Origin of the sequence: Micromonospora sp. C97 (assembly GCF_018070385.1) — a bacterium.
Lineage (GTDB): Bacteria > Actinomycetota > Actinomycetes > Mycobacteriales > Micromonosporaceae > Micromonospora > Micromonospora parva.
Map to the genome: position 1 here is coordinate 37104 of NZ_JAGPXU010000008.1, position 20872 is coordinate 57975.

20 protein-coding genes and 1 tRNA gene are annotated in these 20872 nt (G+C 71.7%); 8 read left to right on the forward strand and 13 right to left on the reverse strand.

Annotated features, from left to right (window positions below):
- Window positions 1-131 precede the first annotated feature (131 nt).
- On the forward strand, window positions 132-1022 hold the full coding sequence (locus KBX26_RS13690) for a hypothetical protein (protein WP_210865568.1): 891 nt from the start codon (window positions 132-134) through the stop codon (window positions 1020-1022).
- 40 nt (window positions 1023-1062) lie between these two features.
- On the opposite strand, the gene KBX26_RS13695 is transcribed toward KBX26_RS13690, so the two are convergent.
- Window positions 1063-1152 (reverse strand) — tRNA-Ser (locus tag KBX26_RS13695).
- A 161-nt stretch (window positions 1153-1313) separates the two neighbouring features.
- Between KBX26_RS13695 and KBX26_RS13700 the strand changes: the two genes are divergently transcribed.
- Window positions 1314-2312 (forward strand): NAD(P)H-quinone oxidoreductase, encoded by a 999-nt coding sequence (locus tag KBX26_RS13700; protein ID WP_210857665.1) that lies wholly within the window; start codon window positions 1314-1316, stop codon window positions 2310-2312.
- 100 nt (window positions 2313-2412) lie between these two features.
- Here the strand turns inward: KBX26_RS13700 and soxR are convergent, their stop codons facing one another.
- Window positions 2413-2886, reverse strand: a complete 474-nt coding sequence (soxR, locus tag KBX26_RS13705) for a redox-sensitive transcriptional activator SoxR (protein ID WP_030331609.1) — start codon at window positions 2884-2886, stop codon at window positions 2413-2415.
- A gap of 47 nt (window positions 2887-2933) precedes the next feature.
- On the opposite strand from soxR, the gene KBX26_RS13710 reads away from it, so the two are divergent.
- Window positions 2934-3626 (forward strand): transketolase, encoded by a 693-nt coding sequence (locus KBX26_RS13710; protein WP_210865569.1) that lies wholly within the window; start codon window positions 2934-2936, stop codon window positions 3624-3626.
- Between the two features lie 8 nt (window positions 3627-3634).
- Window positions 3635-4528, forward strand: a complete 894-nt coding sequence (locus KBX26_RS13715) for a transketolase family protein (protein WP_210865621.1) — start codon at window positions 3635-3637, stop codon at window positions 4526-4528.
- On the opposite strand, the gene KBX26_RS13720 is transcribed toward KBX26_RS13715, so the two are convergent.
- Complete coding sequence (locus tag KBX26_RS13720) at window positions 4514-5221, reverse strand: glycosyltransferase family 2 protein (protein ID WP_030331614.1); 708 nt, start codon at window positions 5219-5221, stop codon at window positions 4514-4516. The two genes, KBX26_RS13715 and KBX26_RS13720, sit on opposite strands and share 15 nt — an antisense overlap.
- Window positions 5222-5344: 123 nt before the next feature.
- On the opposite strand from KBX26_RS13720, the gene KBX26_RS13725 reads away from it, so the two are divergent.
- Both KBX26_RS13725 and KBX26_RS13730 read left to right on the forward strand, forming a co-directional pair.
- Window positions 5345-7570 (forward strand): glycosyltransferase family 39 protein, encoded by a 2226-nt coding sequence (locus tag KBX26_RS13725; RefSeq protein ID WP_210865570.1) that lies wholly within the window; start codon window positions 5345-5347, stop codon window positions 7568-7570.
- Between the two features lie 245 nt (window positions 7571-7815).
- A complete protein-coding gene (locus KBX26_RS13730) occupies window positions 7816-9417 on the forward strand; it encodes a ricin-type beta-trefoil lectin domain protein (protein WP_210865571.1) in 1602 nt (533 codons plus the stop codon).
- A gap of 40 nt (window positions 9418-9457) precedes the next feature.
- On the opposite strand, the gene KBX26_RS13735 is transcribed toward KBX26_RS13730, so the two are convergent.
- The 6 genes from KBX26_RS13735 to KBX26_RS13760 form a co-directional block, all read right to left on the reverse strand.
- Window positions 9458-10057, reverse strand: a complete 600-nt coding sequence (locus KBX26_RS13735) for a hypothetical protein (protein ID WP_030331620.1) — start codon at window positions 10055-10057, stop codon at window positions 9458-9460.
- A gap of 56 nt (window positions 10058-10113) precedes the next feature.
- The gene (locus KBX26_RS13740; protein WP_210857663.1) at window positions 10114-11580 is read right to left on the reverse strand and encodes a HAMP domain-containing sensor histidine kinase; all 1467 of its coding nucleotides are present in this window, start codon (window positions 11578-11580) and stop codon (window positions 10114-10116) included.
- Complete coding sequence (locus tag KBX26_RS13745; protein WP_210857662.1) at window positions 11573-12265, reverse strand: response regulator transcription factor; 693 nt, start codon at window positions 12263-12265, stop codon at window positions 11573-11575. Before KBX26_RS13745 ends, KBX26_RS13740 begins: the two co-directional genes overlap by 8 nt.
- A 90-nt stretch (window positions 12266-12355) precedes the next feature.
- A complete protein-coding gene (locus KBX26_RS13750; RefSeq protein ID WP_030331626.1) occupies window positions 12356-12862 on the reverse strand; it encodes a hypothetical protein in 507 nt (168 codons plus the stop codon).
- 111 nt (window positions 12863-12973) lie between these two features.
- Window positions 12974-13987: a phosphotransferase gene (locus KBX26_RS13755; protein ID WP_210865572.1), complete on the reverse strand. Its 1014-nt coding sequence runs from the start codon at window positions 13985-13987 to the stop codon at window positions 12974-12976.
- 56 nt (window positions 13988-14043) lie between these two features.
- Entirely contained in the window at window positions 14044-15216 is a 1173-nt protein-coding gene (locus tag KBX26_RS13760; RefSeq protein ID WP_030331630.1) for an acetyl-CoA C-acyltransferase, read from the reverse strand.
- A 112-nt stretch (window positions 15217-15328) separates the two neighbouring features.
- Here KBX26_RS13760 and KBX26_RS13765 point away from each other — a divergent pair, with 112 nt between their 5' ends.
- Window positions 15329-15757, forward strand: coding sequence for a PH domain-containing protein (locus tag KBX26_RS13765; RefSeq protein WP_210865573.1), 429 nt, complete (start codon window positions 15329-15331; stop codon window positions 15755-15757).
- Window positions 15758-15761: 4 nt separating this feature from the next.
- On the opposite strand, the gene KBX26_RS13770 is transcribed toward KBX26_RS13765, so the two are convergent.
- Together KBX26_RS13770 and KBX26_RS13775 are read right to left on the reverse strand one after the other, a co-directional pair.
- Window positions 15762-16673, reverse strand: a complete 912-nt coding sequence (locus KBX26_RS13770) for a rhomboid family intramembrane serine protease (protein ID WP_030331633.1) — start codon at window positions 16671-16673, stop codon at window positions 15762-15764.
- Window positions 16674-16761: 88 nt separating this feature from the next.
- Window positions 16762-17292 (reverse strand): peptidylprolyl isomerase, encoded by a 531-nt coding sequence (locus tag KBX26_RS13775; RefSeq protein ID WP_030331635.1) that lies wholly within the window; start codon window positions 17290-17292, stop codon window positions 16762-16764.
- Between the two features lie 84 nt (window positions 17293-17376).
- Here KBX26_RS13775 and KBX26_RS13780 point away from each other — a divergent pair, with 84 nt between their 5' ends.
- Window positions 17377-18156, forward strand: a complete 780-nt coding sequence (locus KBX26_RS13780) for a hypothetical protein (protein WP_030331637.1) — start codon at window positions 17377-17379, stop codon at window positions 18154-18156.
- A gap of 67 nt (window positions 18157-18223) precedes the next feature.
- Here KBX26_RS13780 and corA read toward each other — a convergent pair whose 3' ends face one another.
- Both corA and KBX26_RS13790 read right to left on the reverse strand, forming a co-directional pair.
- Complete coding sequence (gene corA / locus KBX26_RS13785; protein ID WP_210865574.1) at window positions 18224-19372, reverse strand: magnesium/cobalt transporter CorA; 1149 nt, start codon at window positions 19370-19372, stop codon at window positions 18224-18226.
- Window positions 19373-19697: 325 nt separating this feature from the next.
- Window positions 19698-20792 carry a PLP-dependent aminotransferase family protein gene (locus KBX26_RS13790; protein WP_030331641.1) on the reverse strand — a complete coding sequence of 365 codons (1095 nt, stop codon included), beginning with the start codon at window positions 20790-20792 and terminating at the stop codon, window positions 19698-19700.
- Window positions 20793-20872 lie beyond the last annotated feature (80 nt).

A 20872-nucleotide genomic window follows, 5' to 3' on the forward strand; every position in this document is an offset into this window, starting at 1 on the left:
GCGAGACGTCGGCGATATGAGGCGGCAACCCCGCTCGACTGCTAACGAATCCGTGGAATATTCACCGGCCGGGCAGAGACGACGGCAGGGTGTGGGCGACTGATCAGTAGGCCGAGTCACGGAGGAACCGAGTGACTGTCATCGCGGACGGCATCCTGGTCGTCAACTCTCTGCGGTACGCACCACAGTGGGCAGCTGCCGAAATCTTCGCACTGGCGAGAGCGGGACACCTCACACTCGAATCAACAGCAGAGGGTGTGGCAATCACCCGCACCGACAAGGCCACCACCGGCATGGAGCTCGAGGAGCGACTGCTGCTCAATGCCGTCTCGCCACAGGCCGTGCTGCACACCGAACACCAGGTGCCGGTGGCGCAGACAGTCACAGCGCTCACCTGCCAGTTGCTACGCCACCGGGGGCTTGCCCGCAAGCTGAGCCCCCGCCGGTTCATGCGCCGGGTGAGCATCTGCAGCTATGCCTTCTCGACCGCCCTCGGGATAGCGCCGATCGCCATCTTCCATTCCGTCAATTCGGTGTGCCTGGGGCTCGCGCTCTTCGCGACGGGGGTCATGAGTTGGAACACCAACGCCGGTGTCAACAAGGCGAGGGCGCGGGCCGTGCGCTTCACACGGCAGGGAAAACGGCAACACAAGCGGCTCAAGAAGCTCAGCCGTCGTCTGATATCCAGGTCCGAGCCGAGCCAGGAGGATCTACTTGCCCACGAACTGCTCTGGACCATTCACGTTCCACTCGTTCATGCCCCGACCGAGGCACCGCAATGGTTCACGGGCGATTGGCCCACGGATGCGGCGGAACGAACCGCATTGCTGCGCACGATGTTCGAATCCATCGCGACGGGATTGAACCAGCCCGCCGACAAGAAGGGCCGTTTCGCGTTGGACGAGAACACCATGAAGGAAGCCGAGCTGTATCTGACCATCGATGGCATCAAGGAGACGGGTCAGATCCTGGTCGGTGTCGACACCGGCACGGACGTCGACTTCTCGCCGGGCGGCTCGTAGTCAACGCCCCCGGCAGCCGAGCTGATCACCACCGGGTTGGTGGCGGAGGGTGTGGGATTCGAACCCACGAAGACATCGCTGCCTTACCGGTTTTCAAGACCAGCGCCATCGGCCACTAGGCGAACCCTCCTGGACCGCCACCCGTGGGCGTACGGCCACGCATAGTCTGCCACGGCTCACTCCGGGCGGCCCAGCGTCCCTCCCCGCTGCGCCGGCCAGGCATCTTGTCCCGTCCACTGTGGGCTGGAGGGTGCGCCTGCGGCACCGGGTGAGATCGGGAAGACTGGCCCCATGCGAGCCATCACGATTCCGGAGCCCGGTGGTCCCGACGCGCTGGTCTGGGCCGAGGTGCCCGACCCGGAGCCGGGCCCCGACGAGGTGATCGTGGATGTGCGGGCCACCGGGGTCAACCGCGCTGACCTGCTGCAACGGCAGGGGCACTACCCACCACCGCCGGGCGCGTCGGCGTACCCCGGGTTGGAATGCTCCGGGGTGATCACGGAGGTCGGCGCCCAGGTCGCCGGGTGGGCGGTCGGGCAGCAGGTCTGCGCGCTGCTGTCCGGTGGCGGGTACGCGGAGCGGGTCGCGGTCCCCGCCGGGCAGTTGCTGCCGGTGCCGGCGTGCGACCCGGTCGACGCGGCGGCGCTGCCCGAGGTGGCCTGCACGGTCTGGTCGAACCTGGTCCAGGTGGCCCGGCTCGGCGCGGGCGACACCCTGCTGGTGCACGGCGGGGGCAGCGGGATCGGCACCTTCGCCATCCAGTTCGGGGCGGCCCTCGGCGTCACGGTGCTGACCACCGCGCGCGAGGCCAAGCACGCCCGGCTGCGCGAACTGGGCGCGGCGCACACGATCGACTACCGGGAGCAGGACTTCGTCGAGGAGGCCCGGAGGGTCACCGACGGGCGCGGCGTGGACGTCATCCTCGACATCATGGGCGGGTCCTACCTGGGGCGGAACGTCTCCGCGCTGGCCACCGGCGGCCGGCTCGTGGTGATCGGGATGCAGGGCGGGCGCAGGGCCGAGTTGGATCTCAGCGCGCTGCTGGCCAAGCGGGCGAGCGTCGCCGCGACGTCGCTACGGTCCCGACCGCTCGCGGAGAAGGCGGAGATCGTCCAGGGGGTACGCGACGAGGTGTGGCCGCTGGTCGAGGCGGGCCGGATCCGGCCGATCGTGGACCGGCGGCTGCCGATGACCGAGGCGGCGGAGGCGCACCGGCTCGTCGAGTCGAACGACCACTTCGGCAAGGTGCTGCTGACCCGCCCGCCGGGAGGCGGGTCAGCCGTCAGCTGAGCGAGCCCGCCGGGAGGCGGGTCGGCCGTCAGTTGAGCGAGCCCGCCGGGAGGCGGATCGGCCGTCAATTGAGCGAGCCCGCCGGGAGGCGGATCGGCCGTCAGCTCAGCGAGCCCGCCGGGGTTGGGGCGTCCGTCGGTCGGGGCAGCACCAGTCGGGCACCCGGGCCCTCGCCGGCCAGCGTGTCCTCGGGGTTGTTGAGCGTGCAGCGCTGCAAGGACAGGCAACCGCAGCCGATGCAGCCGTCCAGGTCGTCGCGGAGCTTGGTGAGCAGCCGGATGCGTTCGTCCAGTCGGCTCCGCCAGCTCGCCGAGAGCCGCGCCCAGTCCTGTGGGCTGGGGGTGCGGGCCTCGGGGAGCGAGTCGAGTGCCTCCCGGATCTCGTCGAGCGAGACGCCGACCTGCTGGGAGATCCGGATGAAGGCGACCCGCCGCAGCTCGGCGCGGGCATACCGGCGCTGGTTGCCGCCGGTGCGGTCGGCGCGGATCAGCCCGAGTCGCTCGTAGTAGCGCAGCGCCGACGGCGCCACCCCGGAGCGGGCGGACAGCTCACCGATCGTCAACAAATCCGGCATCACCAGGTCCTTGAGTTGAAGTGCACTTCAACTCACACAGTAGTGGCATGACCACCGCACTGACCACCGACAGCAGCGCCCGCCTACCCGGGTTGATCCGCCGACTGACCGGCGACGAGAAACACGCACCCAGCGCGCACTCCACCATCGACGTCCTCCAGGTGCTCTACGACCGGGTGTTGCGGGTCACCCCCGACACCGTCGACGACCCGGAGCGGGACCGGTTCCTGCTCTCCAAGGGCCACGGACCGGCCGCCTACTACGCGGTGCTCGCCGCGCACGGCTTCATCCCGGACACCTGGCTCGACGACCTGGCCGGGCCGGCAAGCCGGCTCGGCCACCACCCGGACCGGCTCCTGGTGCCCGGGGTCGAGATCGGCTCCGGCTCCCTCGGGCACGGGTTCGGGCTGGCCGTCGGCACCGCGCTCGGCCTGCGCGCCCAAGGGCTGAGCAAACCCCGGGTGTACCTGCTGCTCGGCGACGCCGAACTGGACGAGGGATCCAACCACGAGGCGATCGCGTACGCCGGAGCGACCGGCCTGGACAGCCTCACCGCGGTCGTGGTCGACAACGCGTCGGCCAGCCACGGGTGGGCCGGCGGCATCGCCAGCCGGTTCACCGTCAACGGCTGGACCGCCGACACCGTCGACGGCCGGGACCACGAAGCCCTGTACGCGGCGTTGACCGGGCACCGGCCACGACAGCCGCACCTGGTCGTCGCCCGCATCGGGAGCAACTGATGACCGACATGCGTACCGCCTTCATCGACACCACCACCGCGCTCCTCGACGAGGATCCGCGTACCGCACTGGTGCTGGCCGACATCTCGGCGAGCCAGTTCGCCCCAGTCGGGCACCGGCACCCGGACCGGGTTCTCAACGTGGGGATCCGGGAGCAGCTGATGATCGGTGTGGCCGGCGGGCTCGCCCTGACCGGGCTGCGTCCGATCGCGCACTCGTACGCGACGTTCCTGGTGGACCGGGCGTACGAGCAGATCAAGTTGGATCTGGACCATCAGGGCGTGGGCGCGGTCCTGGTCAGCATCGGCGCGTCGTACGACGGGTCGGCGGAGGGCCGCACCCACCAGTCGCCCGGGGACGTGGCGCTCTTCGACTCACTCGGCGACGGCTGGACGGTCCGGGTGCCCGGTCACCCGGACGAGGTGGTGCCGCTGCTGCGCACCGCCGCCACCACCGACGATCCGATCTACCTGCGCCTCTCCGAGCAGCGCAACGCCGAGGCGTACCCGGATGCCGCCCGGCTACGGGTGCTCCGGCGCGGCGGGTCGGACGCGCCACTCGTGGTGGCGGTCGGGCCGATGCTCGACCCCACACTGGCGGCGACGGAGGGGATGGACGTGACGGTGGCGTACACCCACACACCCCGGCCGTTCGACACGCGCGGGCTGCGGGCGCTCGTCCACACCGACGTGGTGCTGGTCGAGCCGTACCTGGCGGGGACGTCGAGCGCGCTCGTCAGTCGGGCGCTGGCGGACGTACCTCATCGGCTGCTCGCCCTCGGGGTGGGTCAGACCGACCTGCGACGGTACGGGAATCCGGCCGACCACGCCCGGTGGCATGGTCTGGACGCCGACGGTCTGCGGCGGTCGATCAGCGCGTTCCTGGGGTCAGTTGGCGGCTGAGGCGGTGGGGCGGCGACGAGCGCGCTCGCGCCCGAGGATCCAGATCGCCTCGACGCCGTCCTTCCAGGTGATCTTCTTGCCCTCTTCCCGGCCGCGCGCCCGGTAGCTGATCGGCACCTCGTACGGCCGGATCCGGCGACGCAGCAGCTTGCCGGTCACCTCGGCCTCCATGCCGAAGCCGCGCGAGCGCACCTCGAGCGACCGGTAGAGCGCCACCGGCATCAGCTTGAAGCAGGTCTCCAGGTCGCCGATGTAGGAGTTGAACAGCACGTTCGCCGCCATCGTGACGCCCTTGTTGCCCATCACGTACCAGAAGCTGTAGGCGCTGTGGCTGCCGAAGGTGCGGTTGCCGTAGACCACGGTGGCCCGCCCGTCGAGCACCGGGTCGAGCAGCTTGGGGATGTCCTGCGGGTCGTACTCCAGGTCAGCGTCGAGGATGACCATGTAGTCGCCCTCGGCGTTGTCGACCGCCGTCTTGATGGCGGCACCCTTGCCGGCGTTGCGCTGATGGGTGATGACCCGCAGGCGGGCGTCGTCGGCGCGACCGAGGACCTCCCCGGTGCCGTCCCGGCTGCCGTCGTCGACGACGACAAGCTCGACCTCACAGGGATAGTCAACCGCCAGTGCCTGCTTGAGGGCATCCGCGATGCGTTCTTCCTCGTTGTAGACCGGCATGAGGATCGAGAGCTTCACGGGGATCTCCACGGTGGCGGCAACACGTCGGCCATAGCCTAGCCTGGTTGGTTTGTTCATCACCTACCGCCACTGCGGGGCAGTCGACGTGGCGGGTTCAGATCAATGGTGTTTACTTCCGCCATGTCGGCTGCCGGCTCCCTGCTCGCGGTGGTTCCCGCCGCCGCGGTGCTCCTGCTCACCGTCGCGGCGAGGCCACGCACGGTGGGCGCTGTGGCACCGCTGCGGCTCGCCGTGGTGCGCGCCGTCCTGCTCGCCGGGGCGTACGCGGTGCTCGTCGTCGAGGTGCTCGGCGCGACCCACGCGCTGACCCGGCCCGCATTCGCCGTCGCCTGGCTGTTCTTCCTGGTCGCTGCCGCGCTGGCGGCAGGTCTGCGCTGGCGACGGGAGACCCGCCGCGGGCAGTCGGCGGCCGCCGTACCGCTGGCGGTGCCGGTCGGCGCGGTGGTGTCCGGTGGTGGCTCCGAGGTGTCCGCCCCGACCGCCGAGCGCGGTGAGCCCGCGCCCGCGCCGCCCCGGGCCGGTCGGGGGCCTGCCGGTCTGCTCGCCTCAGCGGTCGACACCTGGCGTACGGCCCGACCGGTCGAGCGGCTCCTCGCCGCCACGATCGGCGGGCTGGTCCTGGTGGAGTTGCTGGTCGCGCTGCTGGCCGAGCCGAACAACTTCGACTCGCAGACGTACCACCTGCCGAAGGTGGAGCACTGGGTGGCCCAGGGTGACCTGGACTTCTGGCCCACCGCTATCCACCGGCAGGTGACCATCCCGCCGGGGGCCGAGTACCTGCTGCTGCACCTGCGCCTGCTCAGCGGCGGGGACCACCTGTACAACCTGGTGCAGTGGGTGGCCGGGGTGGTCTGCCTCCTGGTGGCCGCACGGATCACCGCTCAGCTCGGCGGTGGCCGGCGGGCCCAGTTGCTCACCGCGTTCGTGCTGGCGACCACGCCGATGGTGGTGCTCCAGGCGACCAGCACGCAGACCGACCTGGTCTGCGCGGCGTGGGTGGCCTGCGCGGCGACCCTGGCGCTGGACGGGCTGCGTCGACGGACCGGCTGGGGCACCCTGCTCGGGCTGGGGGCGGCTACCGGGCTGACCGCGGTGACGAAGACCAGCGGCCTGATCGCTGTCGGTCCGCTGCTGGTGCTCTGGGGGTTGGCCCAGCTACGGCTGGCCCGCACCGGGAGCGCGGCGACGACCGAGCCGGCGGCGCGGAGCGCGGCTCGGCGGTCCCGGCCGGTCGGCGGGCTGGCCCGCACGGTCGGCGGTTCGGTGCTGATCCTGGTGGTCGCGGCCGTGGTGGTCGGCCCGTTCCTGGCCCGGGTGACAGTCGAGTTCGGCCACCCGCTGGGGCCACCCCGGCTGCGCGAGTCGATCCCGATGGAGCGGCACGACCCGGCGTCGGTGGTGGTCAACGCGCTGCGGATCGGGCACACCGCGTTCGACACGCCGCTGGCGCCGCTGCGCCGGGCCGGGGCCGAAGTGATCATCAGTGGTGCCGAGGCGATCGGGGTCGATCCGCAGGACCGTGCGATCACCTTCGGCCGGGAACTCTTCCCGGAGCCGGCCTGGTACCCGGACGAGGACCGGGTGGCGTTTCCGCTGGGCGGGGTGTTGGCGGTGATCGGCGCGGTGATCGCGCTCGGCCGGCCACGGCAGATCGCCCCCGAGCGGGCCGGGTCGCTGCGGGCGTACGCGGTGGTGGTGCTGACCGCCGTGCTGCTGCACACCGCGATGATCAAGTGGCAGCCGTGGGGCAACCGGCTGCTGCTCTACGCCGTGGTGCTCGCCGTGCCCCTCGCCGGCCTCTGGTTGGACGCGCTCTTCCGCCGCCGCTCGGACGACCCCGCACCAGCGGCTGCCGGCGGCGCGTCGGTGGGCGGTCGGGGACGTCGTTCGGTGGCCACCGTGGCTGCGGTCACCGTGCTCGCCACCTCGGCGTTGGCCGGAGTGCTCGCGCTGTCGTACGGCTTCCCGCGCCGGCTGGTCGGTGCGGGCTCGGTATTCACCACCTCGGACTGGGACACCCGGTTCCTGCGCCGACCGCAGTGGGCCGACGAGTTCCGCTGGGCGGCGACAGCGGTCCGGGACAGCGGTGCGCGCCGGATCGGGTTGGTGCAGCAGAACGACAACTGGGAGTACCCGTGGTGGCTGCTGCTGCGGCAGCCCGACGGTGGCTCGCCTGAGCTGGTGGCGTTGCAGTCGGTGCTGCCGGAACGACCGCCGGCCGATCCCGCCTCGGTCGACGCGATCGTCTGCACCGGCGGCAAGGCGGCCTGCGCCAAGCTCGTTCCGGCCGGCTGGCGGCTGGAGTTCCGCGGCTACGTCGGCTACGCGCTGCCGCCGGGCCGCTGAGCGGGACGGCCGACCGGACGCCGCCGGGTCCGGAGCCCGGTGCCGTCGACCTCGGACGGTCCGCCCCGGCCCGGAACGGACCGGCACGGCCGCCGGACCGCTGGACCAGAGGCCCGGATAGTCCGATCCGGGCGGTTCTGCATCCCGCGCGCAAGGATCCGAAGCGCATTCACATCTGTTGATCCGCACGTTACCGTCTGGTAACTCAATCGACGTCCCGCGATTGAGCCGAAAGGAGTGCGTCGATGCCTGCAATCCCCGCCAGGCCCGAACGCGCGACCCGACGACGGGCCATCGCCGTCGCCGTCGCCGTCGCCGCTCTCGTGCTACCGATGCTCGCCGGACCGGCCACCCCCGCCAGTGCCGCCGACCGACCGACCGTCCAACCACTCCCCGCCAACCTCGAAGCCATCCGGGCCGCCGAGGCGACCGCCCTCTACGGCAGCCCCGCGATCCGCCCGATCGAACAACGCCGCACCGCGTTGATCACCATGGGTGACAGCGAGATCTCCGGTGAGGGGGTCGGCAACTACGTCCCCGGCACCCACCAGGACGGCAACTGGTGCGACCGCTCGTACGACCAGGCGGTGTTCCGCACCGGCATCACCTCGGACGCGCAGTACAACATCGCCTGCTCCGGTGCCACCCCCTGGAACCTGATCGCCGGCGGCCCCACCCAGCACAACGAACTGAACCAGGGCGACTACCTGGGCATCAAGGCACGCAACACGCACGTGAAGCTGATCTGGGTGGTGGTCGGCGCGAACGGTGACGGCACCATCCAGTTCGGCCCGGTCGCCACCGACTGCGCCGTCCGCAGGGTGTTCTTCCAGGGGGCCTGCTACCCCACCTACACCGACCAGTGGACGATCCGCACCGACGGCAGCCGACAGGCGGTGGAGTCGGCGCTCACCGACATCCGGCAGACCATGACCAAGGCCGGCTACCTGCGCTCGGACTACGAGCTGGTGCTGATGTCGTACCCGAGCCCCGGCAGCCCCGACGTCGAGGACAACCCCAACTTCCCCGGCTGGTACGCCGGCGGCTGCCTGCTCTACCTGGCCGACGCGGCGTTCGCCCGGAACAAGGCGGTGCCGATGTTCGAGTCGGCGCTGCGGTCGGCCGCGGCGAACACCGGCGCCCGCTACCTGGACGCCAGCCGGCTCTTCCACGGGCACGAGGTGTGCACCGACAACACGTCGGTACGCGGCCTGTACATCGAGGTCGGCATCTGGAACGAGAACGCCGCCCGCCAGTCGTTCCACCCCAACGCCCGTGGGCACGGCATGTTCGCCCAGTGCATCACCCAGTTCTGGAACTCCGGGCAGACGCGGGCCAGCTGCGTCGACCCGGCCAGCACCGGCAGTGGTGTGCTCTACCCGGGGCTGCTGGAGTTCAAGCAGTTGCGCAACCTCGCCACCGGCACCTGCGTCGACGGCAAGGGCTACGACTCCCGCAACGGCACCGTGCAGCAGCCGTACTCCTGCCACGGCGGGCGCAACCAGGGCTTCTGGTACGACTCGACCCGGCGGTCCCTGCACTCGGAGCTGTCCCACGACCGGTGCCTGGACGTCGCCAACAGCTCGATGACCGCCGGCACCGCCGTCAACATCTACGACTGCAACGGCACCGGCGCGCAGCAGTTCGTCTTCTCCGGCAACCAGATCAGGCCGGCCGCCGCGAGCAACCTCTGCGTGGCGTTCGACAACCCGTTGCTGGGCAGCTCCCGCCTGCGGTTGGCGACCTGCTCCAGCAGCACCCGACAGCAGTGGTCGTTCGAAGCCCGTACCGCCGCGAACCCGGTCGGCTACGGACACGACGACTTCATCGGCTCCCGCGTCTACTGAGTGGGGGCAGGGGCCCTGGCGTCGACCAGGGCCCCTGCGCTCACTTGGCGCGGGGAACGAGGATCAGCCGGGCCACGCCCTTGTCGCCGTCCTTGGCGCCGGCGACGCCGAGCGTCGCGCCGACTTTGACCTCGCTCGGCTGCACGGTGGCCCGCCGCTCGACGACCCGCAGGTCATCGCCGAAGGTCCAGGTCATCGTGAAGCCGTCGGAGGACTTGACGGTCATCGAGTCGCCGTCGATCGCCGTCACCTCACCGCGCTGCACGGCGACGGTCCGCGTACCGCCGTCCTTCGTCTTCACCACCGCCTCACCGTGCAGGGTGTTCTTCCGCAGCAGCACGCGGGCCTGGCGCCGCTTGCGCCACTCCTCGCCGCGCTTCTCCCGGCCCTTCTCCTGGGCGGCGGGGGATCCGCCCGGCGTCGGGGTGGCCGGTGCGGCGACGGTCAGTACGTCCAGGTCGTCGGCGTCGAAGCCCATCGCGGTCAGCGCCTGACCCTCGACCCCCATGGCGGCGGCGACCTCGACGGCGGTGTCCCGGGCGGGCTGGCTGGCCACCTCGGCCGCGCCGCAGCCGCTGACGCCGAGCGCGACCGCCGCGAGCAGTGCCGTGGTGCCGGTGGCGATACCCCAACGTGGCATGACTCTCCCTCTCGTCAGTGGAGCCCTCAGCCTTCCCGGAAACGACGAGCGGAGCGTCAAGCCGATGTTCGGGTCAGGTAAGGATCACCGGGCAGCCGGACCGTGAAGGCGGCACCGCCCTCCGGCGCGTGCCCCGCGGTGATCTCCCCGCCCAACCGGCGGACCAGTCCGGCGGCCAGCGCCAACCCCAGGCCGCTGCCCACCTTGCGCACCCCCCGGTACCGCTCGTGCAGCGCGCCGCGTTCGAAGGCCACCGCCAGGTCGTCGTCGGTGAAGCCGGGCCCGCCGTCGCGGACCTCGAACACGCCGCCGTGCGCCGGGTCCGCGCCGGCCGGCCGGACCGCGAGCACCACCGGCGACCCCGGGGGTACGACCCGCAGCGCGTTCTCCAGCAACCCGTCCAGCACCTGCCGGATCCTCCCCGGATCGGTGTACCCGGGCACCGGCCGACCTGGCGTCTCCACCCGGAACGGCACGCCCACCGCCGCGCACCGAGCGACCCAGGTCGGTTCCGCGTCCACCGCCAGCTGGGTCAGGTCCACCGGCACCGGTTCAAGGGGGAAGTCGGCGGCCTCCAGCCGGGCCAGCGCCAGCAGATCACCGATCAACCGGTCCAGGTGCTGCGCCTCGGCCAGCACCGTCCGGCCGGTGTCCACCGTGTCGTCGGCACCGAGCACCCCGTCGGCGAGCGCCTCGGCGTACCCCCGGATCGCTGTCAGCGGGGTGCGCAGCTCGTGCGAGACGGAGAGCAGGAACTCCCGCTGCCGGCCCTCACTGGTGGCCAGCGCGGCAGCCAGCCCGTTCAACGCCTCAGCCAGGTCGGCGACCTCGTCCGGCGGCTCGACCGGCACCCGGACGGCGCGGTCACCCGCACGCAGCCGGGCGGCGGCGGTGGCCGCGACACGGATCGGCCGGGCCAGCCGGCGGGCCAGCAGCAGCCCGGCCACCACACCGGCGGTCAACCCGGCCAGCAGCGGCAACCAGAGACTGAGCAGCACGCGCGCCCACAGCCCGGTGGCCAACGGGCGGGAGAGCACCACCCCGTTGCCGCCGGCCAGCGCCCGACCCTCGACCAGTGCCCACTCACCGTTGACCGAACGGCGAGCCGACACGTTGCGGCCCTGCCCGATCCGCTGCACCACCCGGGGAGGCAGACCCGGCCGGTCGGCGGCACCGCGCCTGATCAGGTACGCGTCGATGCCCTGGTCGCGCAGTTGCTGGATGAGGCGTTCCTCGTCGGCGCTGCGACCCCGGTCGAGGCGGGTCCGCAGCACCTCGGCGGCGAGCCGGGCCTGGGCGGCGAGCGCCTCCTGCTCGCCCCGCTGCACGCCACGGATCGCCAACGGCACCGCCACGATGGCGGTGACCAGCACCGACACCAGCGCCACCGCACAGGTGACGAGCACCGCGCGGGCGGTCAGCGTACGGCCGAACCGGCCTCGTCGCGGTGCGGCGGGTGGGGTGGCGCCGACCACCGGCAGGGCCATGGTCGGCGACTCGACGTGCCCACGGTGATCACGCATCGACCGCGTACCCCACCCCGCGATGGGTGCGGATCACGCTGGCCGGCCCGAGCTTCGCGCGTACCTGGGCGACGTGCACGTCCACCGTCCGGGTGCCGGCGTGCGCCGCGTACCCCCAGACCCCGGCCAGCAGCTCCTCCCGGGTGAAGACCCGGCCGGGCCGGGCCATCAGGTGGGCGAGCAGATCGAACTCGGTGGAGGTGAGCTGTACCGGGGCGCCGGCGGCGGTGACCGTACGGCGGGCCGGGTCGAGCGTCACCGGGCCGACGACACGTGCCCGGTCCGCGGCCTCCGGGCCACCGGCGGTCCGGCGCAGCACGGCGCGCACCCGGGCGACCAGCTCCCGTGGGCTGAACGGCTTGGTGACGTAGTCGTCGGCGCCCAACTCCAGGCCGATGATCCGGTCCACCTCGTCGTCGCGGGCGGTGAGGAAGATGACCGGAGTCCAGTCGCCGGCCTCGCGCAGCCGGCGGCAGATCTCGGTGCCGGGGAGGCCCGGCAGCGCGATGTCCAGCACGCAGGCCACCGGACGCAACCGGCGGGCCGCGCTCAGACCGGCCTCGCCGTCACGTTCCAGGTGGACGCCGAACCCGTCCCGGGTGAGGTAGAGCCGGACCAGGTCGGCGATGGCCGGCTCGTCCTCCACGACGAGGACGAGCCCGCGATGCGGCGTTTCGGCGGTCACCGGCCCATGATTGCCGACCCGGTGGGCCGGGTGCGATCGGTGCGTGTTCGAGTTCGGTAAAGGCGGTGCGAAGCCCGACGGGGCGTCAGCTCACCAGGACGGAGCGAACATCCCGGGCCGCGCGGCGGCCGGCGTGTCACCGATGCTGGCGACGACCCGCGCGCCGGTTGGCCGCAGGCGGGTCCGGAACGCCTGGTTGAGCAACGCGTCGAGCTGCCAGACCTGCTTCGGGTGGCTGGTCCGGATCAGGAACCGCTCACGGATCCCGTCGATCGCGGTGGCCGCCATCTCGACCGACTGCAACCGCGGGTCCGGGCTCCAGGTGACGTTGCTCAGCTCGCGGAGCTCGGTGTTGAGGTGCAGGCGCAGTCGGTGCAGGAGGCGGGTCTGCTGGGTCACCACCAGTCGGCGGTGCGTGAGCAGCAACAGGTAGTCGCCGGTGACCGGGCGGTCGGGGCGGCTGCAACGGGTGACCAGGATGGTGGCGTCACCGGAGCCGACGCAGCGGCGGAAGACCGGCATGTGCCGGCTCACCGTCTGCACGGCCAGGCCAGCCTCGGCGGCGGCCGGAAGGAACGTTCGGGAGAAGACGTCCATGACCTGCCCAACGACGTCCCCAGCGGGGTGACGTGGGTCACGGAGCTTTTTTGGAAGTTCCACGCCGCCAGACGCACTGCCTGTCCGATTTTCGACTCGGACGGGTAGTGGTCAGAAGGTGGGCTGAAGTGGACTGGCGGCGAACAGCTCCTCCAGCCAGCCCGGGACCGCGGCGGCGTACTCGGCGCGGGACTCCGCCGCCGTGTCCAGCGCGCGACGCCAGGAGAGCGACCGGCTCACCGGCCCCAGGGCGATTGCGAGGTCGGCGGCCTCCACCAGGGTCCGCCGGTCGTACCGGTCGGTCCACGCCTCCAGGTAGGCGTCTCGCAACCGAACCAGTTGGGCGTCGTCGGTGGCGAGCTTCCTGGCGTCCGCGACGGCACGCAGGGTCACCAGCAAGGTGCCGAACGGGTGCGCCACCGAGGCGTCGCCCCAGTCGAAGTAGCGGTAGCCGTCCCGACCCGCGAAGACGTTGCCGTCGTGCAGGTCGTCGTGTTGCACGGTGGCCGGGATGCCGATGTCGGCGAGCCGCCGGCACCGCTGCGCGTACGACGGCACCTCGGCCCGCAACCGCTCGTGCAGCTGCGGGCTGAGCCCGCCCTCGGCACCGATCAGTAGCGCCTCGCGGTCGTCGAGCAGCTCGACGAAGAGGTCGGCCAGCACCTCCGGCCGCTGGTCCGGCACGCCCCGGGCGACCAGCTCGTCGGCGTGCGGGGCGCTCGCCAGTTGCAGCGCCGCGTACCCGGGCAGCGCCCGCTCCCAGTGCGCCAGATCACTGTCGCGCGCCAGCACGTCGCGCAACGACTCGCCACCGTCGGGCAGCAGCGACCAGCCCTGCTCCGGGTCCACAGCGATCGGCGCCAGCACCCGGTCGGGCGTCAACTCGGCGAGCGCCGTGATCAGGACCGCCTCGTGCACGGTGCCGGGGTTGTTGGCCTTGAACCAGACCGGGCCGTCGTCGGTGGGCACCCGCCAGACCAGCGACCAGGGCCGCTCCCGAGGCTCCACCAGCCCGGTCACCCGGCGACCGGCCCGGCTCAGCTGCGCGTCGACCCAGGAGCAGGCCCGCATCTGCCACCGTTCGTCGGACCAGTCGGGGGTGCGCTCACCGGGGATCGTCGTCACACCGGGCACCCTAGGTGGCCCTTCCCGGCCGGGGCCACGTCTTTTCCGACCGCGAGTCAGACCAGCTCGACGATGGTGGCGTTGGCCATGCCACCGCCCTCGCACATGGTCTGCAGGCCGTAGCGGATCCCGTTGTCGCGCATGTGCTGGAGCATGGTGGTCATGATCCGGGCACCGGAGCCGCCGAGCGGATGACCGAGGGCGATCGCCCCGCCGCGCGGGTTGAGCCGCTCCGGGTCGGCCTCGGTCTCCGCCAGCCAGGCCAGCGGCACCGGCGCGAACGCCTCGTTCACCTCGTACACCCCGATCTCCTCGATGCCCAGCCCCGCGCGGCGCAGCGCCTTCGCGGTGGCCGGGATGGGCGCGGTGAGCATGGTGACCGGGTCGTCGGCGGCGACCACGGCGGTGTGGATCCGGGCCAGTGGGCGAAGGCCGTGCCGGCTGGCCCAGTCGGAGGTGGTCACCGCGAGGGCCGCGGCGCCATCGGAGATCTGGGACGCGGAACCGGCGGTCACCACGCCGTCGGCGCGGAACGGGGTCGCCAGCTCGCCCAGCTTCTCCAGGGAGGTCTCCCGGCGGATGCCCTCGTCGGCGGCGAACTTGCCGCCGTCGGCGAGCGGCACCGCCGCCAGCTCCGGGTCGAACGCGCCGGCGTCCTGTGCGGCGGCCGCCTTCTCGTGGCTGGCCAGCGCGAACTCGTCGAGCTGGGTACGCGAGAGGCGCCACCGCTGGGCGATCAGCTCGGCCCCGACCCCCTGGTTGAACGGCAGCGGCGCGTCGTCGGCGAAGCCCTCGACGCCCCGGTAGCGGGCGCGCAACTGGTCACTGAACGGCATGCCGCCGGCCACGCTGGAGCCCATCGGCACCCGGGTCATCGACTCGACCCCACCGGCGACCACCAGGTCGGCCTGGCCGGAGAGCACCGTCGCGGCGGCGAAGTGCAGGGCCTGCTGGCTGGAGCCGCACTGCCGGTCCAGTGTGGTGCCGGGCACCGACTCGGGCCAGCCGGCGGCGAGCACGGCGTTGCGGGCGATGTTCCACGACTGCTCGCCGACCTGCGACACGCAGCCCCAGAAGACGTCGTCGACCTGGGCCGGGTCGAGCCCGGTGCGCTCGGCGAGGGCGCGCAGGACGTGCGCCGAGAGGTCGACGGGGTGGACGCTGGCGAGGCTGCCCTTGCGCCGCCCGACCGGGGTACGAACCGCGCCGACGATGACCGCGTCACTCATGTTTACTCCCCGGTAACTTGGGCTGCCCCGATCCTACGTCGTCCCCGGACCGACCGTCCGGCCACACCTGCACGAGGTGCCGGAATCCGGGGGCCGCTGGCATGCTGGGCGGGTGGATGAGACCTCCCCGGTACGACAGTGGCGAGTGCCGTCGACCCTCCCGGCGGCGAAGCTGGCCGGTGCCGTCCTGCTCGTCGCGCTCGGGTTGCTCTTCGCCGACGGCGACCCGGTCCGCCTGACGGTGGCCGCCCTGGCCGCCGCGGCGCTGGCCGGCTGGGCGGTACGTGACCTGGTCGCGCCGGTCCGGTTGGCGGTCGACCCGACGGGGCTCACCGTCATCCACGGCTTCGCCGGGCGGCGGCTGCTGCCCTGGTCGGCGGTCGAGGCCATCGCCGTCGACCGACGACCCCGGCTGGGGCTGACCAGCGAGACCCTGGAGATCGACGCGGGCAACTCGCTGCACCTGTTCGGCCGCTACGACCTGGGGGCCACCCCGGAAGAGGTGGCCGCCACCCTGCGGGCCGCCCGCCCGGTCAGCTGATCTGTCAGCTGAGCAGTTGGGCGGTGCGGAAGAGGACCAGCGCGAGCAGCACCGCCAGGATGATCGCCCCACCGGCGACCTGCACCAGCGTCCGCCGACCACGCGGCGCGTACGCGAGCACCAACGCCATCAACGCGCCGACCGCCAGCCCGCCCAGGTGCCCGGGGATCGAGATGCCCGGCACGGTCAGCGTGAACACCAGGTTGATCACCAGGATCGGGATCACCTGAGAGATGTCCCGACCCAGCTTGCGTTCGATGATGATCAGCGCGGCGAAGAGGCCGAAGACCGCCGTCGACGCGCCGGCCGTGGCCGAGTTCTGCGCGCTGAACAGGTAGGCGGCGACGTTACCGCCCAAGCCCGCGATCAGGTACAACGCGCCGAAGCGCAGCGGCCCGAGGTTGGCCTCCAACGACCGGCCGAGCACCCACAGCGCCCACATGTTCAGCAGCAGGTGGATTACGCCGTAGTGCAGGAACATCGCGGTGACCAGCCGGTACCACTCGCCGTCGGCGATGCCACCGAGCGTGCCGTCCGGGAAGAACGCCAGCCCGAGCACCGAACCCCAGTTGGTCAGCGGGGTGCTGCCACCCATGAGGCCGCCGAAGCCGGAACCGCCCACCGCCGCGTCCCCACCCCGGTCCGAGGCGATGGAGAGCAGCATGAGCAGAACGTTCAGGGCGATGAGGCCCTTGGTGACATAGCCGTGCCGGCCGGCCGTACCGCCGCCGAAGGCGGTACGCGCCGGCCGGACACTGCGACGCCCCTCGTTGACGCACTCCGGGCACTGGTGCCCGACCGAGGCCTCCCGCATGCAGTCCGGGCAGATCGGCCGGTCGCAGCGGGTGCAGCGGACGTAGGTCTCCCGACCGGGGTGCCGGTAGCAGACCGGGGTGGTCGGTGGCGACTCGCTCACCGGGCCGACCCTCCGTCCGCCGCCGCGCGGTCCACCGGCCATGCTCCGGAGCGCTCAATCATGCGAGCAAAGGTACCTCGCCGGTCGCTCAGGAAGCAGACCGCTCGATCTCGACCCGCTCGATGACGACGTCCTGGAGCGGACGGTCGCTCGGGCCGGTCGGGGTGTTCGCGATCGAATCCACGACCTTCACCGACTCCTCGTCGGCGACCTGGCCGAAGATGGTGTGCCGGTTGTTGAGGTGCGGCGTCGGGGACACGGTGATGAAGAACTGCGAACCGTTGGTGCCCGGTCCGGCGTTCGCCATCGCCAGCAGGTAGGGACGGTCGAACCGCAGCTCCGGGTGGAACTCGTCGGCGAACTTGTAGCCCGGCCCGCCCCGACCGGTGCCGGTCGGGTCGCCCATCTGGACCATGAAACCGCTGATCACTCGGTGCGAGATGGTGCCGTCGTAGTACGGACCGTTGCCCGGCTGACCGGTGCGCGGGTCGGTGTACTCACGGTTGCCCTCGGCCAGGTCGACGAAGTTGCGGACGGTCTTCGGCGCGTGGTTGGGGAAGAGCTCCAGCCGGATCGGGCCAGCGTTGGTGTGCAGGGTGGCGTAGACAGCCTCGGCCACGGGTACTCCTCACTCGTTGGTCAGTTCCATGCGGATCCTCCCATGTGCCCGATCTGGCATCGCGGAGGCATCCGAAGGTGGAGGATGACGAAGGAACAACTCCCAGGAGGTAGGACCGTGTTTGGATTCGGGCGGCGGCAGTCCCAGGCGCAGTTGGCGAAGGCCGAGCTGAACCAGAGCATCAGCCACCTGATGCAGGCAGCCAACCACGCCGCGAAGGGCGCCGGCGCGACCGTCGGCCCGCGGGTCCAGGTGGCCCGGGGCTACGTCGGGCCGACCGCGGTGAAGGTACGCGACCGCGCGGCGACCGGCTGGGGCACGACTCTCACCACGCTGGCACCGCTGGCGGCGGCAGCTCGTGACGGCGCCGCTCAGGCAGGGCCGCTGACCAGGAAGGCCAAGTCGAAGACCATGCGGATCACCGGTAAGAAGAAGCAGCCGCGTCGTCGCGGCTCGATGATGACCGGCCTGTTGGCGGCGGGGGCCATCGCCGGCCTGGCCGGCGCGGTCGCGTTGCGCCGCCGTCGGGAGCAGCAGGAGTGGGCCGAGTACGACCCGACCCGCAGCACCCTGGAGCCGATGCGCGACGAGGTCGACTCGATCGAGGTCCGTACGCCGTCCGCCGCCAAGGGGTCGGACGGTTCCGCCATCTCCGGCGCGGCGGGGATGACCGGCGCGGGCAGCTCGGCGGTGGCCGGCGGTTCCAGCGCCAGCACCACCGCCCCGGCCAAGCAGACCGGTGTCCGCCCGACCGACAAGGTCCCGTCGGTCGCCGAGGGCGCCACTGACGTCTCCGGCCGGCCGACCGACGACCTCACCAAGGCGCTGGGCAAGGACACTGCCCGCACCAACGGCCGCCGCTGAGGTCAGCGACAGCGCGTGAAGCGCCGACGAGTGGGTCCCCCCGCTCGTCGGCGCTTCCGCGTCACGGTCAGAGCCAGCCGTTGCGGCGGAACCAACGGTAGAGGGCCAGCGAGACGCCGAGCATGAGGGCCAGGACGACGGGATAGCCGTACGTCATCCTCAGCTCGGGCATGTTGTCGAAGTTCATCCCGTAGATGCCGGCGATGGCGGTCCACACCGCGGCGATGCCTGCCCAGGCGGCGATCTTGCGCATGTCGTTGTTCTGGTCGACGGTGACCTGGGCCAGCCGCGCCTGAAGGATCGAGTTCAGCAGGTCGTCGTAGGAGTTCACCTGTTCCACGGTGCGGCTGAGGTGGTCCTGCACGTCCCGGAAGTACTTGCGGATCTCCTTGGGCACGTCCCGGTTGACCTGCGAGGTCAGCGTCATCAGCGGCCGTTGCAGCGGCACCACCGCCCGCTTGAACTCCACCAGCTCCCGCTTCATCTGGTAGATCCGCTGGATCCGGCCGTGGCCGTGCCGGTCGAAGACCTCCGCCTCCAGCATGTCCAGGTCGTCCTCGATCTGGTCGGCCACCTCCAGGTAGAGGTCGACCACCCGGTCGGTCACCCCGTACGCCACCGCCCACGGGCCGTGCAGCAGCAACTCCTGCTTGGTCTCCAGGTCGGCGCGGATCGGGGCGAGTCGGCAGGCGTCCCCGTGCCGGACGCTGATCACGAAGTTCGGGCCGATGAAGAGCATCACCTGCCCGGTCTCCACCACCTCGGAGTTCTCGGTCAGCTCGGTGTGCTCGCAGTACCGGGCGGTACGCAGCACCAGGAAGACGACGTCGCCGAACCGCTCCAGCTTGGGGCGCTGCTCGGCCTTGACCGCGTCCTCGACCGCCAGCTCGTGCAGGCCGTACGTCTCCGCGATGGCGGTCATCTCGGCCAGCTCCGGCTGGTGCAGACCGATCCAGACGAAGCCGTGCTCCTCGCGGCGGGCCGCGGCCAGCGCGTCCGCGTACGTCCAGTCGCCGGGCTGCCGTTTGCCGTCGACGTAGAGCGCGCAGTCGACCACCGCGCTGCGGCCGGGGCCGGTCGGTGCCGGGACGGGCGGCGAGCCGTCGGCGTTGAGGATGCGGGTCATCGCCCGCACCGGGGAGGGCCACGCCCGAGGTCGCAGCACCCGACCGGTGGTCGACGGTGCCGTCCGGTCCCGCTCTGTCCGATCCGTCATCGCGTCACCTCCCGCGCTCAGCTGCGGCTTGCAGGCTACGCCGACCGGAGTCGAGGACCGGTGTGACGGCGGTCGCGTGGGGGGCGGCGCCGGGCGGGCCGGGCCGCATCGGGGGGTGTGCGGGGGACGACACGGCCCGCCCGGCACCTGTGGGGGCGGGAGGTTGTGCTGCCGCGTCCACCCGGGCGGGGCCGGCCCGGGGACCGGGCGGTGATGTCCGCAGCTGACGGGGTGACGCTCGCAGCATTGTGGGCCAGCCGGCCGCCCGGAGGGGAGCCCCGGGACGGCCGGCATCGTCGTTCTGTCGGGAACCCGACAGATAATGTCAGTCCCGGACGGCCTCGACGGCCTCCGCGAGCCGCCGGACGCCCTCGTCGATCCGGTCGGCGGTCACCGCCGAGAAGGCCAGCCGGAGCGCGTGCCGCCCGCCGTCCACCATGAAGTCGCTGCCCTTGACCACGGCGACGCCGCGCTCGGCCGCCGCCGGGGCGAGCCGGTCGACAGACACGTCCTGCGGGAACTCCACCCACAGGAAGTAGCCACCGTCGGGCTCCACGAACCGCGCCTGCGGCAGGTGCCGGCGCAACGACTCGGCGAGCACCTGGGCCCGTTCGCCGAGCGCCGCCCGGACCGTCTCGATCGAGCGGTCGATGTCACCGGAGACGCAGAACTGGTGCACGATCGCCTGGGACACCATCCCGGGGGAGATGTAGAGGCTCGTCGCGTTCTTCGCGATGGCGGCAATCAGGTCGGCCGGTCCGACCAGGTAACCCACCCGCACACCCGGGCAGACCGTCTTGGTGAAGCTCGACGCGTGCACCACCACGTTGCGGGTGTCCAGCGAGAGCATCGACGGCAACGCCTCACCACGGAAGCGGATGTCCGCGTACGGGTCGTCCTCGAAGATCGTGAACTCGTACTCGGCGGCCAGGTCGAGCAGCTCCCGGCGCTTCTCCAGCGACAGCGTCATGCCGGCCGGGTTCTGGTAGTTCGGGATGACGTGCGCGAGCCGGGGCCGGACCCCGGACTCCAGCAACTTGCGCAGCTCGGCAGTGTCCAGACCATCCGGCTGGACCGAGATGCCGTGCAGCTCGCTGCCCATCCGCTGGAGGTTGAGCAGCGTCCGGTCGTACGTCGGGCGCTCCACCACGACCGCGTCGCCGGGGCGGACCAGGTGGTCGAAGAGGAACGCGTCGGCCTGGAGAGACCCGTTGGTGACCAGCACCTGGTCGGCCTCGACCCCGTGCTTCTCGGCGATCCACTTCCGCAGCGGGAGATACCCGACGGAGGTGCCGTACGCCGTCACCCCCGCGGGGTCGGCGTCGAAGGCGCGGACGGCGGCGGCCTTGAGCCCCTCGACATCGACGATGTCCAGCGAGGGAGCCCCACGGGCAAAGGAGATCAACTGCTCGGCGGTCATGGATGTTGAGCGTACGGGCGGCGACGGGGAACGCGCGGTCGGCACGGCGATGTCCGCATCCTGAGCCACCGGGTCGGGTG

Excerpts from the sequence above, each read along its gene's own strand:
- KBX26_RS13725 (WP_210865570.1), top strand. The coding sequence starts at position 5,345 with ATGTCGGCTGCCGGCTCCCTGCTCGCGGTGGTTCCCGCCGCCGCGGTG.
- soxR (WP_030331609.1), bottom strand. The coding sequence starts at position 2,886 with ATGCCGGATTTGTTGACGATCGGTGAGCTGTCCGCCCGCTCCGGGGTG.
- KBX26_RS13740 (WP_210857663.1), bottom strand. The coding sequence starts at position 11,580 with ATGCGTGATCACCGTGGGCACGTCGAGTCGCCGACCATGGCCCTGCCG.
- KBX26_RS13760 (WP_030331630.1), bottom strand. The coding sequence starts at position 15,216 with ATGAGTGACGCGGTCATCGTCGGCGCGGTTCGTACCCCGGTCGGGCGG.
- corA (WP_210865574.1), bottom strand. The coding sequence starts at position 19,372 with ATGACGGATCGGACAGAGCGGGACCGGACGGCACCGTCGACCACCGGT.
- KBX26_RS13730 (WP_210865571.1), top strand. The coding sequence starts at position 7,816 with ATGCCTGCAATCCCCGCCAGGCCCGAACGCGCGACCCGACGACGGGCC.
- KBX26_RS13700 (WP_210857665.1), top strand. The coding sequence starts at position 1,314 with ATGCGAGCCATCACGATTCCGGAGCCCGGTGGTCCCGACGCGCTGGTC.
- KBX26_RS13790 (WP_030331641.1), bottom strand. The coding sequence starts at position 20,792 with ATGACCGCCGAGCAGTTGATCTCCTTTGCCCGTGGGGCTCCCTCGCTG.
- KBX26_RS13715 (WP_210865621.1), top strand. The coding sequence starts at position 3,635 with ATGCGTACCGCCTTCATCGACACCACCACCGCGCTCCTCGACGAGGAT.
- KBX26_RS13710 (WP_210865569.1), top strand. The coding sequence starts at position 2,934 with ATGACCACCGCACTGACCACCGACAGCAGCGCCCGCCTACCCGGGTTG.
- KBX26_RS13750 (WP_030331626.1), bottom strand. The coding sequence starts at position 12,862 with ATGGACGTCTTCTCCCGAACGTTCCTTCCGGCCGCCGCCGAGGCTGGC.
- KBX26_RS13780 (WP_030331637.1), top strand. The coding sequence starts at position 17,377 with ATGACGAAGGAACAACTCCCAGGAGGTAGGACCGTGTTTGGATTCGGG.
- KBX26_RS13735 (WP_030331620.1), bottom strand. The coding sequence starts at position 10,057 with ATGCCACGTTGGGGTATCGCCACCGGCACCACGGCACTGCTCGCGGCG.